Genomic DNA, 15,400 nt, shown 5'->3' with positions numbered 1-15,400 from the left:
CTCAGGCCGGCTTCGGGGCAGGCACCTTCGCCGTGAACTGCTCGGCCTGGAGCGTGTACAGCTCCGCGTAGACACCGCCCCGGGCCAGGAGCTCGTCCGGAGTGCCGGACTCCACCAGCCGCCCGTGCTCCAGCACGTGCACCAGATCGGCGTGGCGGACCGAGGCCAGCCGATGGGTGATCAGGACGACCGTCTGACCGCTGCCCGCCAGCGCCCGGATCTTGTCGAACACCTCCAGCTCGGCCCGCGCATCCAGAGCCGCCGTCGGTTCGTCCACGATCAGGATGCGCCCGCGCCGGTAGGCGGCCCGGGCGATGCCCAGGCGCTGCCACTGACCGCCGGACAGCTCGTGCCCGCCGCTGAAGTTGCGGGCCAGCAGGGTGTCCAGGCCGCGCGGCAGATCCGCGACCACCTCCTCGGCCCCCGCCTCGGCGACCGACGCGGCCAGCCGCTCCTCGGTCAGGGGCGCCGACGAGCGGCCGACGGCCACGTTCACCCGGGCGGTGAACGGCCAGCGCTTGAAGTCCTGGGCCACCATCGCGATGCGCTCGGCGAGCAGCCGCCGGTCGGCACCGGCCGCGTCGACGCCGTCCCACAGGATCCGGCCCCGGTCCGGGGTATACAGGCCCGCGAGCAGCTTGACCAGGGTGGTCTTGCCCGAGCCGTTCTCCCCGACGAGCGCGATGATCCGGCCGAGGGGGAGCGTGAGGGTCACGTCGTCGAGGGCGGGCCGGGCCGCCTCACCCGGATAGCCGAACGTGACGTTCTCGAACCGGATCTCCGTTGGGTTCTCGGGCAGCGGCAGGCCGCCGGACGGGATCGCCCGCTCGGCCGCCTCGGTGTACAGCCGCTGCAGATCGCCCACGAAGAGGGCCTCCTCGTGCAGTTCGTTGATCTCCAGCACCAGCGTGTCCAGGCTCGCCGACCCGGTACGGATCGCGATCACCGCCGTACCGGCCACGGACAGGGCCATCGCGCCGCCCAGCAGCAGCGCGCCCAGCGTGGCGTACGTCGCGACGGTCGCGAGCCCGGTCCAGGCGGCCGCGATCAGCCCGGTCCGGGCGGCCAGCCGGGACAGCCGGGCCTGCTCCGCCTCGGCGGTCTCCGACATGGAGCGGAAGTGCCGCAGCAGGAACGGGCCGACTCCGTGCACCCGGATCTCCGGGGCGGCGGCGGGCTCGGTGAGCAGGTTGCCGATCAGATGGCCGGCCCGGGCGTGCTGCACCCAGGTGTGGAACGACTCGTAGCGGCGGCGGGCGTTGGTCAGGGCGCCCCAGGCGCTGGGCAGGGTCATGGTGACCAGCAGCGGCAGAAGCGCCGGATGCAGCACGGTGAGCACACCGGCCGCCGCGATCAGGGAGATCACCGCGTTGATCACCCGGGCGCCGTACGTGATCATGCTGCGGGCGGAGCGGGCGCCGTACTGGGCGGTGTCCAGCAGCTTGTGGAAGGCATGGTCCTCGATCGCGGCCAGCTCCACGTCCGCCGCCCGCTCCAGGTACAGCTCGGTCGCCACCCGCTCCACCTTCGGCTCCAGCCGTCCGGTGGCATAGGTCGACGCGGCCCGCAGCAGCGCCGCGACCAGCATCACGGCGGCCATGACGGCCAGGGCGGGAGCCGCCGCGCGCAGCCGCTCGCCGATGTCGGGTCCGGCGAGCAGCTTCCCGAGCGCGTTGTTCACGGCCAGCAGGCTCACCGCCTGGGCGACGCCCCGGCCCGCCTCGGCGGCCAGCACGAGGCCCGCGGCCCGCGGGTCCGCCGTCCGGGCGAGCCGCAGGCTGGAGGCCAGCATGCCGGGGAGTCTGACCAGCATCGCCCGGAAGCTCAGCTCCAGGAACGCGTCCGCGTGCTCGTTCCAGCCCATGTCGTACCGCAGCGGCCCCCCGAACAACAGCCGCTCCGACGCCGAGGGCTCAGGCTTGCCCGCCCCATGTCGCTTCCCCACCGAACGTCCTCCCCCGGGCCATGACCGGACGGCCACTATCCCGGGCGGCACGGCGCGGGGGCAGGGCGCAAGAGGGAGTACCGGGGGCGTGAAGGGGGTGCTGAGCGGGGCAGGGCGCGGCCGGCGGGCACGAGCCGGGGCGTACGTCGGGTGTACGGCGTCAGGCGGGCACTGCGGCGGCTCACCGCCCTACCGGCCGCCGAGGCCGGCCGGGCGTCCTGCGCGACGGTGCGGGACGCGGTGCGGTGTCACGCCGAGACGGCGCGGGACCAGTCGGGTGCCATGCCCATGACCCGGCACAGGGCGAGGTACAGGGGGATCGGCGGGGTGTAGGGGACCGTGCCCTCGGGGCGGTGGATCAGGCGGGCGGAGGCCGGGACCAGGGCGCCGGGGGCGTAGTGGGCGGGGGACGGCCAGGGGAGGGCGTAGTCGGAGTCCGACGGAACGATCCACCACCAGTGCGCGCCGTCGGTGTACACACATCCCACCCGTGGCAGCCGCGGCACGATCAGCGGTCCCAGGCGGTCGGGTACGGCCACCGCGTCACAGCCGAGCGGTGCCGTCATGCCCTCGGGGACCGGCAGGCGGTGGACCGGGTCCTGCGTGTGCCTGCGGCGTCCGAGGTGGATCAAGGTGTCCAGGCCCAGCGGCCGGCCGGTTTCGCCGGTGCCGCTCACGGCTGCCCCCAGGCCCGGTGCCGCCCCGGCGGTGTCCCGCGCGGTGCCTGCCCGTGGCGCCGCGCCGCCGGTATCGCCCCGTGCCCGGCCGCCGCTTCCTCCTCATCGCCCGGAGCGGGCGTGGGGCCCGGCTTGGAGCGGGGACCCCAGCCCAGGTCGTTGGACGGCTCGGCGGCGTCCTGGGCGGCGTCGGCCCGGCGGGCCAGCTCGGCCCAGACCAGCAGCCCCGGGCCGTGCTCCTGGGCGCCCCAGGCCCGGCACAGCGCGTCGACGAGAAGCAACCCCCTCCCGTGCTCCTCATCGGGTCGCTGCGGGGACGGGTGGGGTTCGCCAGGAGCACGGCCCTCGTCGAGCACGGCGATGCGTACCGTGTCGTCGTGATCGTGCAGTTCGCAGACCACGCGACTGCTCACGGTGTGCATGATCGCGTTGGTCACCAGCTCGGACATGACCAGAGCCGCCGTGTCGCAGGTGTCCGCGCAGACCGACCAGCCGGTCAGCCGGGAACGCGTCAGGCGCCGCGCCTGGCCGGGGGAACCCGGATGCGCGGCCAGCTCGAAGCGGAACCGGCGCCCGGCGGCGCCCCCACCAGGGACTGCTCCCTCCACCGCTCTCGAACGTGTTCGAGTGGGGGAACCCCCATCGGCGCCGAGACCGGGGCGGTCTGTGGCGGCGTCTGTTCCTAAGGGCGCGGACGGAATCACGCTTGCCACTATCTCCCCGCCGTGAACACTTGGCAAGTGTCACTCTGAAAAATGCAGAGTGCGCTGTGACTCGGTCAAGGAGCGTGGCACACTGCTCGCAACAGCACCTCGAGCGGCGCCAATTGGGACCGTCGGTGATCCGGCCGGATCTTCGAATGAGTCTTCGAACGGCGCCGCAGGGCTGTACGGGATTCTTTGGCCGGAGCGGACTCTTCAGGTGGAGGTGGGAGCGTGAGCGAACCGCGGTCCGCGCCGACCGTGGGCCAGGTGGTCCTCGGCCGGCGCCTGCTGGACCTGCGGGAACGCGCCGGGCTGAAGCGCGAGGAGGCCGCGCAGGTGCTCCGCGTCGCCCCCGCCACCGTCCGCCGTATGGAAATGGCCGAGGTCGCCCTCAAGATCCCGTACGTGCAACTGCTGCTGAAGGCCTACGGAGTTCCCGACGACGAGGCCGAGGTCTTCGTCCAACTGGCCGAGGAGGCCAACAGGCCCGGCTGGTGGCAGCGGTTCCACGACATCCTGCCGGGCTGGTTCTCGATGTACGTCAGCCTGGAGGGCGCGGCCAGTCTCATCCGTTCCTACGAGCCGCACTTCGTCCCCGGCCTGCTGCAGACCGAGGACTACGCGCGCGGTGTGCTGAAGTCGGGCGCCATCGGCCAGACGAGCCCCGACGACATCGAGCGCCATGTCGCGCTGCGCATGAGACGTCAGGAACTCCTCACCCGTCCCGATGCTCCCCGTTTCTGGGCGGTGATGGACGAGGCCGCCCTGCGCCGCCCGGTCGGCGGCCCGGAGGTGATGCGCGCGCAGATCGACAGGTTGCTCGAGGCCACGAAGCTGCCCCATGTGACGCTCCAGGTCGCCCCGTTCGCCAACGGGCCGCACCCGGGCACGTACGGGCCCTTCGTGCTCTTCCGATTCGCCATGGCGGAACTGCCGGACATGGTCTACAGCGAGTACCTGACCGGCGCCGTCTACCTGGACGCGCGCTCCGAGGTGGCGACCCACCTGGAGGTCATGGACCGCATGGCGGCGCAGGCCGCCACGGCACAACGCACGAAGGAGATCCTCCGGGATCTCCGCAAGGAGCTGTGAATGGATCGCATCACGCCGCGCGGTCGTGTCTACAACGGCATGCCCGCACGGGAGTTGGGCAGCGAAGGGTGGCACAAGCCCTGGAGCGGTGGCAACGGCGGCAACTGCCTGGAGGCGATGAAGCTCGCCGACGGCCGGGTCGCCGTACGCCAGTCGACCGACCCCGACGGACCGGCGCTGATCTACACCACGGACGAGATCACCGCCTTCATCGAAGGTGCCAAGGCGGGGGAGGCCGACTTCCTGCTCTCCTGAACGGCCGATGATTGTTGTTTTTTCACTCAACACCCTTATGACGATGCTGACTTGATGACGAGGGTCGCGGGCGGGCGGCGGGTCCGGCCGCGCGTCGACCCCGTTCGCTGAACCCTCACCCCGGCGGGAGCACCCCGCACAGCGCCTCCAGCGCCGCGCCGTAGGCGTGTTCGGGCGGCGTGGCGTATCCGACGACCAGACCGTCGGGCGCCGGCATGTCCGTGTCCGGGTGCCGGAAGGCGGCGAGTCCGTCCAGGGCGACCCCCTGCCAGGCGGCCGCCTTCACCGCGGACCGTTCGGTGCCGGACGGCAGCCTCAGCACCGCGTGCAGCCCCGCCGCGATACCCGTCACCTCGATGTGCGGCGCACGCGCGGCGAGCATCGCGACCAGCCGGTCACGCCGGCGCCGGTAGTGCTGCCGCATGCGCCGCACATGACGGTCGTAGGACCCGGAAGCCACGAAGTCCGCGAGGGCGAGCTGATCCGGCACGCTCGCCCAGCCCTCGCGCTCGCCCTTGGCCGCGAGCACCGGCCCGACATACCGCTCCGGCAGCACCATCCAGCCCAGTCGCAGCGCCGGGGACAGGCTCTTGCTGACCGAACCGATGTGCATCACCCGCTCCGGGTCGAGGCCCTGGAGCGCGCCCACGGGTCTGCGGTCGTACCGGAACTCGCCGTCGTAGTCGTCCTCCAGAACCACCGTTCCACGCGCGCGTGCCCAGTCGATCACCGCCGCGCGGCGCTCCGGGTGCAGCGGACCTCCGGTCGGGAACTGGTGCGCGGGCGTGAGCAGCACGGCCCGCTCCCGGCCCAGCCCGTCCACCCGCGCCCCGTGCTCGTCCAGCGAAAGCGGTACGGTCCGCACGCCCGCCGCGGCGAGCAGCCCCCGGTGGAAGTCCAGCCCGTACGCCTCCACGGCCAGCGGACCGCGCAGCACGCCGCCCGAGCCCTGGCCCGCGGTCTGCCCTGCGCCCTGCCCGAACAGCAGCCGCAGCGCGTGCGCGAAGCCGGAGCAGATCACGATCCGGTCCGGGTCGGTGCGCACCCCGCGCGCGCGTGCCAGGTACTCCGTGAGTGCCTCCCGCAGCTCCCGGCGCCCGGCGGGATCCCCCGGCCCGAACGCCTCGTTGGGCGCCGCCTGCAACGCCCTGCGGTACGCGGCCGACCAGGCCGCGCGCGGGAAGGCCGACGCGTCCGGCGTGCCCTGCCTCAGGTCGTGCCGCGTCCCACGCGCGCGTGCAGGTGCCTTCACGGGCACTCGCTCGGCAGGCCGCAGCGGTACGGCCCGGTCGGCGACCCGGGTCCCGGAACCCTGCCGGGCGGTCAGCCAGCCCTCCGCGATCAGTTCCGCGTACGCGTCCGCGACGGTGTTGCGGGCCACGCCCAGATCGGCGGCGAGCGAACGGTACGGCGGCAGCCGGGTGCCTGGCGCCAGCCGCCCGCCCCGCACGGCCTCGCGCAGCGCCCGGATCAGCGCCGCCCGCCGCCCGCCCGGCCCCGGCAGCTCCAGATGCAGGTCGACACCGATCCGCTCCGCCGAATTGACCCACGATTCCGCCATGGAAATGCACCCTACAGCCGGTCTTTCGGGCCCGTAGGTTGAATCACATGACGACGAACACGATCGACACCGCGCACACCACGACCACCACCCCCGCCGCCGGCACCGGCGCGGCGATCACCGCCGCCGAGGCCGGCCGCACCCGCCTGGACTTCGCGAAGGCGGCCCCGAAGGCGTTCCGCGCCCTCATCGGCTTCGACGCCGCCGCGCGCGAAGGCCTCGACCCGGCGCTCGTCGAACTGATCCAGATCCGTGCCTCGCACCTCAACCACTGCGCCTACTGCCTCCACATGCACACCAACGACGCCCGCAAGGCCGGTGAGAGCGAGGACCGGCTGCACATGGTCGCGGTCTGGCGCGAGGCCCGGCACTTCTTCACCTCGAAGGAACAGGCGGCTCTCGCCCTGACCGAGGCGGTCACCCTGGTCGCCGACGCAGGCGTCCCCGACGCGGCCTACGAGGAGGCGGCCGCCCACTTCGACGAGGCCGAACTGGCCCGCGTACTCGCCCTGATCCTCGCGATCAACACGTGGAACCGCATGGCACTGGCGACGGGCAAGGTCGCGGGCACGGACGAACGCCGCCGCTGAGCTCGCGACCCGGTGGCCGAAGGCACCACGGCCCGCCCCCCGTGCCGCCGGCTCCGTCGGCTACACGGCCATCGGGCGGTCGTACGGCGATATCGGCGCCGGCAGCCGTGAACTCCCCGTCAGATAGCGGTCCACGGCTGCCGCCACCGCCCGCCCCTCCGCGATCGCCCACACGATGAGCGACTGACCGCGCGCCGCGTCCCCGGCGGCGAACACGCCGGCGACGTTGGTCGCGAAGCCGCCGTCGCGGGCGATCGTGCCCCGCGGCTCCATCATCAGCCCCAGCTGATCGACGAGCCCGTCCTCCCGGTCGGGCCCGGAGAAGCCGAGCGCGAGCAGCACCAGGTCGGCGGGCAGCGACCTCCCGGTGCCGGCCACCGGCTGCCGACGCTCGTCCACCTCGATCAGGTGCAGTGAGCGCACATGCCCGCTGTCGTCCCCGTCGAAGCGCAGCGTGGACGCCGCGAACAGCCGCGCGTCCGCGTCCGCCGCCGGAGCCGTCCGCAGATCCCGAGCCTCCTCGTGCGCGGCCGAGAGCCGGTAGACCTTCGGGTACGTCGGCCACGGCTCGATGTCCTCGTCGCGCCCCGCACCCGGCTGTGCGTAGATGTCCAGCTGGGTCACGGACGCGGCCCCCTCGCGCACCGCGGTCCCCAGACAGTCGGCACCGGTGTCCCCGCCGCCCACGATCACCACATGTTTGCCGGCCGCGGACAGCGGCGAGACCTCCAGATCCCCCTCGCACACCCGGTTGGCCAGCGGCAGGTACACCATCGCCTGGTGTATCCCGGTCAACTCCCGGCCCGGAACCGGAAGTTCCCGCCACGCCGTGGCGCCCGTGGCCAGCACCACCGCGTCGTATCTCGTGCGCAGATCGTCCGCCGGAACATCCCGGCCGACCGCCGTCGACGTACGGAACCTCGTCCCCTCGGCCCGCATCTGCTCAAGACGCCGCTCCAGATGCCGCTTCTCCATCTTGAACTCGGGGATGCCGTACCGCATCAGCCCCCCGATCCGGTCGTCCTTCTCGTACACGGCGACGGTGTGCCCCGCCCGGGTCAGCTGCTGCGCCGCGGCCAGCCCGGTCGGCCCGGAGCCGATCACCGCGACGGTCTTGCCCGAGAGCCGATCCGGAGGCCGCGGCGGGGTGAAACCTTCCTCCCAGGCCCGGTCGGCGATCGCGCACTCGACGTTCTTGATGGTGACGGCCGGCTGGTTGATCGCGAGCACACACCCCGCCTCACAGGGCGCCGGACACAGCCTGCCGGTGAACTCGGGGAAGTTGTTCGTCGCGTGCAACCGGTCGCTCGCCGCCCGCCAGTCCTCGCGGGAGACCAGGTCGTTCCACTCCGGGATCAGATTGCCCAGCGGGCAGGCGTCGTGGCAGAAGGGGATGCCGCAGTCCATGCAGCGGTCCGCCTGCTTGCTGATGATGGGCAGCAGCGCCCCCGGGACGTAGACCTCGTCCCAGTCCCGGACCCGTTCCTCGACCGGCCGCCGCGGCCACTCCTGGCGCGGCGTGGTCATGAACCCCTTGGGATCGGCCATGGTCGTCTTCCTCGCGTACGTGTACCGGGAGGTACTGGGTGTACGACGGGCCGTGCCTCGGTGGGCGGCACTCTTTCGGCCACGATACGTCGCCGCCGACACCCGCGCAGAGTGGCGGAGAGCGGTTTCCGAAGACCTCCCTCGGCGCGGGGACGGCCCGCACCCCGATCCCGCGCAGCGGACGCTCAGGCAAGGGCCAGCACGTACACGACGGCGGCCGCGGCGGAGGCGACCGTGCGGACGTGGTTCCACAACGTCCACTCGCGCACATAGACCGGCCAGTACGCCGCGGCCTCGGGGCTGCCCGGGGCAAGCCCCGCCAGCCTGTCGTTACGGGGCACGTTCGCGGTCATGGTCAGCCCGAAGGAGCCGAACAGATACAGCGCGCTGCCCAGCAGCAGCTCCGCCTTCCCGTCGTCCGGCCACACCACGAACGTCACCACCGCGATCATCGCGCACAGCACCGCCGAACCGGTGAACACCAGCATGAAGGCGGGCCGCACGGCGGCCACGTTGATCGCCTTCATCGCGGCGACACCCTGCGCGGGCGGCAGCGCGGACAGGCCCCGCATCACAAAGGTCGAGAATCCGCAGAAGGCACCGGCCACCAGCCCGGTGCCCAGCACACCCAGCACGATCAACACGAAGAACGGCCCGTCGATCACGATCACGACCACACCGTCCCGGGCCGAGACTCGGCGCCGGCCCTTCTTCCAGTGAATGCGTGGGACCACCGCCCCACCATGGCCGAGCACCGCACGAGCATGCGCGAACGTCCAGGTCGCGATCTCGGTCGGGGGGAGCAGCACGTGGGCTGAGGGGTTCTGCACTCTGTGGGGTGGGTGTTGTGTTCGGCTTCGTGGGTTGTGTGTTTGGTGGGGTGGGTGCTGTGTTCGGCTCCGTGGGTTGTGTGCTTGGTGGGGCAGCTCCAGTGCTCGGCTCCGCACGTTCTGTACTCGGCCCGGCCTGAAAACCCGCCGTGACCGTGCGCGGCCACGACGGCGCGGCCCGGCGGTGCCGAACGTGCTCAGCCTGGCGGAGTCGTACCTAATCCGCTCCCTGTCTGGTGGAGCCTCCCCATTACCGTCTTCGTGGCCCCGCAACGGGGTTACCGGCCTTCGGAGTTGGCATGACTGCCTCCCCTTGTCGAGTGCATGGCCTGGGGGGTGGTGTCACCAGCTCCGGAGGCACTGACAGACCGCTGATTAGGGGCATGACCACCGGCCTTTCCCCAGGTCGGGAGGCTCTTCGTAATGTGGATGTGGCGATCAGTGCCGTGGCAGGGCCGGACGAGTACGACCGGAGGACACTGCACGTGATCGACACCCGCGACATCGACGTCTACCTCGGCCTGGACGTGGGCAAGGGCGAACACCACGCCACCGCCGTCACCCCGGCCGGCAAGAAAGCCTTCGACAAGCGGCTGCCCAACAGCGAGCCCAAACTCCGTGAGGTCTTCGCGAAACTGCAGGCCAAGCACGGCACCGTCCTCGTGGTCGTCGACCAGCCGGCCACGATCGGGGCCCTGCCGCTGGCCGTCGCCCGCGACATGGGCTGCCAGGTCGCCTATCTGCCCGGCCTCACGATGCGGCGGATAGCCGACCTCTACCCCGGCGAGGCCAAGACCGACGCCCGCGACGCATTCATCATCGCGGACGCAGCCCGCGCCATGCCGCACACCTTGCGCTCGCTCGACCTGGACGACGCCACCGTCGCCGAGCTGGAGATGATCGTCGGCTTCGACGACGACCTCGCCGCCGAAGCCACCCGACTGTCCAACCGGCTCCGCGGCCTGTTCACCCAGGTCCACCCTCACCTCGAACGCGTCCTGGGCCCGCGCATGCAGCACCCCGCCGTGCTGAAACTGCTCAGCCAGTTCGGCTCCCCAGCCCAGATCCGCAAGGCCGGACGCCGAAGGCTGATCACCCTGATCCGCCCCAAGGCTCCCAGGATGACGGAACGGCTGATCGACGAGGTCTTCACCGCACTCGACGAACAGACGGTCATCGTCCCGGGCACGGACGCAGCCGCGCTGATCGTCCCCAGCCTGGCCGACTCGCTCCAAGCAGTCCTCGACCAGCGCAAACTCCTCGCTCACCGGATCGAGGAACTCCTGGAGGCCCACCCTCTTTCCCAGGTCCTGATGTCCATGCCCGGCATCGGCATCAGGACCGGAGCCCGCATCCTCATCGACGTCGGCGACGGCACCAACTTCCCGTCCGCCGCCCACTTGGCCGCCTACGCCGGCCTCGCCCCGGCAACGAGAAGCTCGGGCTCCTCGATCCGCGGCGAACAGCCCTCCCGCCGGGGAAACAAGCAGCTCAAGCGGGCTTTCTTCCTCTCCGCCTTCGCTGCCCTGGCCGACCCGACCTCCCGCACCTACTACGACAAGAAGATCGCCCAGGGAAAGCACCACACCCAAGCCCTCCTCTGCCTCGCCAGACGTCGGGCCGACGTGCTCTTCGCCATGCTCCGCGACGGCACCTTCTACCAACCCCCAACCCCGATCACCCCTTGACCAAAGTCATAGGGGCACCCCCCCGCCCACCCCCTGTCGGCTGGGGTTCTCAGCCGACGTCGGCCGCCTCGCTCCACCCCCGCAGCACGTTCTCCACGGTCGGCGCGATCCGCCGCCGCGCCTCGTACCTCGGTACCCCCCTCATCAGCAGTTGGTCGTACGGCGTGTCGACATGCCGTACCGCCGCTACCACCGCCGAGATCACCGCTCCCTCGGACAGCGCCCGCCCGGCCGCGCTGCGTCCGACCCGTCCGCTGCCTCGTACGGACGCGTGCGCCGCCATGGCACGAGCCCGCTTGTCCGGACACCCGGGGAAGAGCCTGCGGATCTCCGCCGCGAACGCCGCCGCGAACCGCTCGTCCTCCGCCGCCCTGCGCCGCGCGTCCCGCGCCCGTCGCCGGCGCCTGGCCTCGGCGTCCGCCAGACACCGCGCCTCGGCCCGGGCCAGCGCAGTCTCCTCCACGAGCACGCCCTGCCGTTCGTACCGGCTCTGGCGCCGGTTGAACCGCACCACGACCACCGACAGCGTGCTCTCCTCCCGCGCCCTGCGGGTGAGTGCCGTGTCGCCCCGCGGCAGGAACACCAGATGCCCCAGGTCCGCGCAGACGAGGCAGCGCGGCGCCCCGTCCTCCAGCACGAGGAGCGAGAGCGGCCCACGCCGGCACCCGGCACAGCGCTTGCTCCGCAAGGGCTGGATGACGACAAGTCCACTGGGAAGGAGGGGAGTTGCGTAACGCGCCATACGCGGTTCTTTCCCCGTCACAGCCCCCGGCTCCCACGCCGGCCCACCCGGTCTTCTTCGCCGCCTTTCCACGTTCCTTTCCACGTCCTCCTTCCACGTCCTCCTTCCACGTCCTCCTTCCTTCTCTCCTGCTCGCTCTTCTGCTCGTCCTTCTGTCCGTTGGTGGTTGAACACCGACACCCGTGCGCGGTGCAGTACCCGCGTGGCGATCCCGCCCACCATCGTCACCGCGAGGTCCGCCGGGGGCAGCCGGGCCTCGCCGTCAGGAATGCCACCGGCCACCGGCCGTCGGTTGACCGGGCACCGGCCGACTGGCCATCCGTAACCGGCCGACTGGTCACCGGCCACCGGCCGACCGCCCGCCGGTCCCGTGACCGCGGCAGGGCCCTCCCGCCGTCGCCCACCGACCCCACCCGGCATCATGGGCGTTGTGCGACTGGAAGCGATCACCTGGGACCGGCTCGCCGAGCTGCTTGCCGACCGGCTGCTCGAGGTGAAGCCGGCCGACGGAAGTGCCTGGCCGCGTGTCGGCTTCGACGGGGCGTCGGCCGCCGGCCCGGGCGACCTTGCCGAGCGAGTTGCCCAGGCACTGCGTGTGCGGGGCAGGCCCTCGCTGGTCGTCGGTGCCGAGGGCTTCCTGCGTCCCGCTTCACTCCGCCTGGAGCATGGGCGAAGGGACGCGGAGTCGTACTACAGCGGCTGGTTCGACACGAGTGCCCTGTGGCGCGAGGTCTTCGGCCCCCTCGATCCCGGAGGGAACGGCCGTATCCTGCCCGACCTGTGGGACCCGGCCACCGACCGTGCCACCCGCAGCCCTTATGTCCAACTCCCGCCCCGTGGAGTGCTGTTGCTCCATGGCCCCCTCCTCCTGCGTCACTGGTTCCCCTTCGACCTGACCGTCCATCTCCTCCTCTCTCCGAGCGCTCTGCGCCGTCGTACCCCGGAGGCCGACCACTGGACGCTCCCCGCCTTCGAGCGCTACGAGGCCGAGAGCGATCCTGCCGGCGTGGCCGACATCCTCGTGCGTGCCGACGACCCGAGGCATCCCGCGTGGAGCGGCTGACCCGCGGGAATCAGAAACCCCCTTTTGCATGCGTGTGCATGTAACTAGAGTGGCGGCATGACGACCTCATCGCACAGTGCCGTCGCCTTCGGTGACTCCGTCCGCGCCCTCCTCGACGGCAAGAACTTCGCAAGCGTCGCCACGCTCGGCCCCGACGGCGCCCCGCAGAACTCGGTGGTCTGGATCAAGCGCGAGGGCGACGCCGTGCTCTTCTCGTCCGTCGACGGCCGCCAGAAGGTGCGCAACCTCCGCCGTGACCCCCGCATCAGCCTGACGGTCTTCGATCTGGCCAACCCCTACAGCTCGGCCGAGATCCGGGGTGTCGCCGAGATCCTCCCGGACGAGGGCAAACGGCTCCCGTACGAGCTGTCGCACAAGTACCTCGGCATCGACCCGCCGGCGGAGAACGACGACGAGGCCCGCGTGATCATCAGGATCGTCCCGCGGAAGGTGGTGTCCTTCTCGGTGTGAGCGGTCAGAGCCAGCCGTTGCGCCTGAAGCCCCGGTACAGCGCGAGACAGGCCGCCGCCATCACGCCCATGACGAGCGGATAGCCGAACCGCCAGTGCAGCTCCGGCATGTGGTCGAAGTTCATGCCGTAGACCCCGCACACCATCGTCGGCACGGCGATCACCGCAGCCCAGGCCGTGATCTTCCGCATGTCCTCGTTCTGCGCGACCGTCACCTGCGCGAGATGTGCCTGCAGGATGGAGTTGAGCAGTTCGTCGAACGCGGCTATCTGCTCCTTGGCCCGCATCAGATGGTCGAGCACGTCCCTGAAGTAGGCCTGAATCTCCGGGTCGATCACGCGTATCGGCTGAGTGGCCAGATCCTCCACCGGGCGGGCCAGCGGCACCACCGCCCGCTTCAGTTCCAGGAGTTCACGCTTCATCTGGTAGATCCGCCCGGGATCGGCCCGCGCGCCGTTCTCCGAGAACACGTCCGTCTCGACCTGGTCGATGTCGGCCTGCACCGCGTCCGTGACGCTCAGATAGTCGTCCACGACATGGTCGGCGATCGCGTGCAGCACCGCCGCCGGCCCCTTGGCGAGTTGCTGCGGATCGGCCTCCAGCTCCTCGCGCAGCGGGCCCAGTGAGCCGTGCCGCCCGTGCCGTACCGTGATGACGAAATCCTCGCCGATGAACACCATGATCTCGCCGGTGTCGACCACCTCGCTCGTCGCCGTGAGCTTTTCGTGCTCCACGTAACAGACGGTCTTGAACACCGCGAAGAGCGTATGCCCGTACCGCTCCACCTTCGGGCGCTGATGGGCCTCCACCGCGTCCTCCACCGCCAGCGGGTGCAGGTCGAACAGCTCGGCGATCCCCGCGAACTCACGGTCCGTCGGCTCGTGCAGTCCCAGCCAGACGAACCCCTCACCGCTCTTGCGTACCTTCTCCACGGCATCCACCAGGTCGGTGCACCCCGGCACTCGGGCACCTTCCTGGTACGTCACGCAGTTAACCACCGAGGAGCCCAGCGGTGACCGGGCGGGATGGCTCAGGTCCACGCGGGGCCGCAGCCGGGTCAGCCGCGCCATATTGCGCAGGCCGCCGACCCTGCCCAGCCCCGTGACCTTCCGCAGATTCCCTGCCATGGGCATCTGGATCTCCTTGCCTGGATCTCCTCGCACAATGCTTCCGCGCCTTGCCCGGCAAGTCTGCCAGTCCGGTGCAAAGTGCGGGTCAGCCTGTGGGAATGGCGGCCTCCGCTTTGTTCCCGCCTGTGGACAACGAGCTGACCGCTCCGGATACACCGGGACGAGTGGGATGATCGCGGCATGACGCGATCCGACGGGTACCTCCTGGACAACCGGCAGGCGGAGGCGGGAGAGCGGTTCGACGCCTTCGCCTCTCTCTTCGATCCGACGACCTTCCGGCATGTCGAGGCCCTCGGGATCGGACCGGGCATGCGCTGTTGGGAGGTCGGGGCCGGCGGTACCTCGGTCGTGTCCTGGCTGGCCGAGAAGGTCGGCTCTGACGGCAGGATCGTCGCGACCGACCTCGACACCTCGCTCCTCACCGCCGCGGTCCGTCCCCCGGTCGAGGCGCGCGTCCACGACGTGGGTACGGAGGAGCCGCCGGGCGAGGGCTTCGACCTGGTGCACGCCCGGCTGGTCCTCGTCCATGTCCCGGACCGGGCCAGGGCCCTGCAATCCATGATCAAGGCACTGCGGCCCGGCGGATGGCTGCTGATCGAGGATGCCGATCCGGCCCTCCAGCCCCTGATCTGCCCCGACGAGCACGGCCCCGAGCAGCAGCTCGCCAACCGGCTGCGCCACGGCTTCCGCAAGCTGCTCGCCGATCGTGGCGCCGACCTGTCGTACGGCCGCAAGCTTCCGCGTCTGCTCCGCGAGGCCGGGTTGCGCGATGTGGAGGCCGACGCCTACTTCCCCATGACCTCGCCCGCCTGCGCCGCCCTGGAGGCCGCCACGGTCCGGCAGATCCGCGACCGGCTCGTCGACGCGGGTCTCGCCACCGACGAGGACGTCGACCGGCACCTGGCCAACGTGGAAGCGGGCGGCATGGACCTCGCCACCGCGCCGATGATCTCGGCCTGGGGCCGCAAGGCCTAGAGACTGCGCCCGGCAGCGATTCCGCAAGGCCTGGCCGCATACGTCTGTGGGTGGGCGAGGCAAGGGCGTGGTGGCCCTCGAGCCGGGGGTGCGGCGCGTGAGCCAGGACACGGCAGCCGTTCGGTGTGCG

Annotated in this window: 15 protein-coding genes; 7 read left to right on the top strand and 8 right to left on the bottom strand. The window is 71.3% G+C overall.

The window, feature by feature from the left end; translation table 11 throughout:
- Position 1 precedes the first annotated feature (1 nt).
- From AVL59_RS36805 to AVL59_RS36795, 3 genes are all read right to left on the bottom strand, one after another.
- The gene (locus AVL59_RS36805) at positions 2–1,864 is read right to left on the bottom strand and encodes an ABC transporter ATP-binding protein (protein ID WP_245384512.1); all 1,863 of its coding nucleotides are present in this window, start codon (positions 1,862–1,864) and stop codon (positions 2–4) included.
- Between the two features lie 329 nt (positions 1,865–2,193).
- Complete coding sequence (locus AVL59_RS36800) at positions 2,194–2,622, bottom strand: hypothetical protein (protein WP_067313356.1); 429 nt, start codon at positions 2,620–2,622, stop codon at positions 2,194–2,196.
- Positions 2,619–3,362: an ATP-binding protein gene (locus tag AVL59_RS36795; protein WP_067313354.1), complete on the bottom strand. Its 744-nt coding sequence runs from the start codon at positions 3,360–3,362 to the stop codon at positions 2,619–2,621. The genes AVL59_RS36800 and AVL59_RS36795 overlap by 4 nt, the downstream gene beginning before the upstream one ends.
- Before the next feature lie 195 nt (positions 3,363–3,557).
- Here AVL59_RS36795 and AVL59_RS36790 point away from each other — a divergent pair, with 195 nt between their 5' ends.
- Positions 3,558–4,418: a helix-turn-helix domain-containing protein gene (locus AVL59_RS36790; protein WP_067313352.1), complete on the top strand. Its 861-nt coding sequence runs from the start codon at positions 3,558–3,560 to the stop codon at positions 4,416–4,418.
- Positions 4,419–4,673, top strand: coding sequence for a DUF397 domain-containing protein (locus tag AVL59_RS36785; RefSeq protein WP_067313350.1), 255 nt, complete (start codon positions 4,419–4,421; stop codon positions 4,671–4,673).
- A 115-nt stretch (positions 4,674–4,788) separates the two neighbouring features.
- Here the strand turns inward: AVL59_RS36785 and pdxR are convergent, their stop codons facing one another.
- Positions 4,789–6,234 carry a MocR-like pyridoxine biosynthesis transcription factor PdxR gene (gene pdxR / locus AVL59_RS36780; protein WP_067313348.1) on the bottom strand — a complete coding sequence of 482 codons (1,446 nt, stop codon included), beginning with the start codon at positions 6,232–6,234 and terminating at the stop codon, positions 4,789–4,791.
- A gap of 47 nt (positions 6,235–6,281) precedes the next feature.
- Between pdxR and AVL59_RS36775 the strand changes: the two genes are divergently transcribed.
- Positions 6,282–6,824 (top strand): carboxymuconolactone decarboxylase family protein, encoded by a 543-nt coding sequence (locus AVL59_RS36775; RefSeq protein WP_067313347.1) that lies wholly within the window; start codon positions 6,282–6,284, stop codon positions 6,822–6,824.
- Positions 6,825–6,884: 60 nt separating this feature from the next.
- Here AVL59_RS36775 and AVL59_RS36770 read toward each other — a convergent pair whose 3' ends face one another.
- Entirely contained in the window at positions 6,885–8,372 is a 1,488-nt protein-coding gene (locus AVL59_RS36770; RefSeq protein WP_067313345.1) for a glutamate synthase subunit beta, read from the bottom strand.
- 185 nt (positions 8,373–8,557) lie between these two features.
- On the bottom strand, positions 8,558–9,037 hold the full coding sequence (locus AVL59_RS36765; protein WP_067318172.1) for an anthrone oxygenase family protein: 480 nt from the start codon (positions 9,035–9,037) through the stop codon (positions 8,558–8,560).
- A gap of 650 nt (positions 9,038–9,687) precedes the next feature.
- Between AVL59_RS36765 and AVL59_RS36760 the strand changes: the two genes are divergently transcribed.
- Positions 9,688–10,890 carry an IS110 family RNA-guided transposase gene (locus AVL59_RS36760; protein ID WP_443732255.1) on the top strand — a complete coding sequence of 401 codons (1,203 nt, stop codon included), beginning with the start codon at positions 9,688–9,690 and terminating at the stop codon, positions 10,888–10,890.
- A gap of 49 nt (positions 10,891–10,939) precedes the next feature.
- On the opposite strand, the gene AVL59_RS36755 is transcribed toward AVL59_RS36760, so the two are convergent.
- Entirely contained in the window at positions 10,940–11,632 is a 693-nt protein-coding gene (locus AVL59_RS36755; protein ID WP_079147171.1) for a DUF2293 domain-containing protein, read from the bottom strand.
- A gap of 421 nt (positions 11,633–12,053) precedes the next feature.
- Between AVL59_RS36755 and AVL59_RS36750 the strand changes: the two genes are divergently transcribed.
- Both AVL59_RS36750 and AVL59_RS36745 read left to right on the top strand, forming a co-directional pair.
- Positions 12,054–12,695, top strand: coding sequence for a nucleoside/nucleotide kinase family protein (locus AVL59_RS36750; RefSeq protein ID WP_208870503.1), 642 nt, complete (start codon positions 12,054–12,056; stop codon positions 12,693–12,695).
- Positions 12,696–12,752: 57 nt separating this feature from the next.
- Entirely contained in the window at positions 12,753–13,166 is a 414-nt protein-coding gene (locus AVL59_RS36745; protein ID WP_067313343.1) for a PPOX class F420-dependent oxidoreductase, read from the top strand.
- Between the two features lie 4 nt (positions 13,167–13,170).
- On the opposite strand, the gene corA is transcribed toward AVL59_RS36745, so the two are convergent.
- On the bottom strand, positions 13,171–14,298 hold the full coding sequence (gene corA, locus AVL59_RS36740) for a magnesium/cobalt transporter CorA (RefSeq protein WP_067313341.1): 1,128 nt from the start codon (positions 14,296–14,298) through the stop codon (positions 13,171–13,173).
- A gap of 177 nt (positions 14,299–14,475) precedes the next feature.
- Between corA and AVL59_RS36735 the strand changes: the two genes are divergently transcribed.
- Positions 14,476–15,270, top strand: coding sequence for a methyltransferase domain-containing protein (locus AVL59_RS36735; RefSeq protein WP_067313338.1), 795 nt, complete (start codon positions 14,476–14,478; stop codon positions 15,268–15,270).
- Positions 15,271–15,400: the final 130 nt, after the last annotated feature.

Source organism: Streptomyces griseochromogenes (genome assembly GCF_001542625.1).
In the GTDB taxonomy this organism is placed as follows: Bacteria; Actinomycetota; Actinomycetes; order Streptomycetales; family Streptomycetaceae; genus Streptomyces; species Streptomyces griseochromogenes.
Note: the sequence above shows the minus strand (reverse complement) of the source record. Positions and strands in the feature narration are given on the sequence as shown.

Bases quoted from the DNA above. Each gene is read 5' to 3' on its own strand.
- AVL59_RS36755 (WP_079147171.1), bottom strand. From the start codon at position 11,632: ATGGCGCGTTACGCAACTCCCCTCCTTCCCAGTGGACTTGTCGTCATC.
- corA (WP_067313341.1), bottom strand. From the start codon at position 14,298: ATGCCCATGGCAGGGAATCTGCGGAAGGTCACGGGGCTGGGCAGGGTC.
- AVL59_RS36805 (WP_245384512.1), bottom strand. From the start codon at position 1,864: ATGGGCTGGAACGAGCACGCGGACGCGTTCCTGGAGCTGAGCTTCCGG.
- AVL59_RS36785 (WP_067313350.1), top strand. From the start codon at position 4,419: ATGGATCGCATCACGCCGCGCGGTCGTGTCTACAACGGCATGCCCGCA.
- AVL59_RS36770 (WP_067313345.1), bottom strand. From the start codon at position 8,372: ATGGCCGATCCCAAGGGGTTCATGACCACGCCGCGCCAGGAGTGGCCG.
- pdxR (WP_067313348.1), bottom strand. From the start codon at position 6,234: ATGGCGGAATCGTGGGTCAATTCGGCGGAGCGGATCGGTGTCGACCTG.
- AVL59_RS36775 (WP_067313347.1), top strand. From the start codon at position 6,282: ATGACGACGAACACGATCGACACCGCGCACACCACGACCACCACCCCC.
- AVL59_RS36745 (WP_067313343.1), top strand. From the start codon at position 12,753: ATGACGACCTCATCGCACAGTGCCGTCGCCTTCGGTGACTCCGTCCGC.
- AVL59_RS36735 (WP_067313338.1), top strand. From the start codon at position 14,476: ATGACGCGATCCGACGGGTACCTCCTGGACAACCGGCAGGCGGAGGCG.
- AVL59_RS36750 (WP_208870503.1), top strand. From the start codon at position 12,054: ATGGGCGTTGTGCGACTGGAAGCGATCACCTGGGACCGGCTCGCCGAG.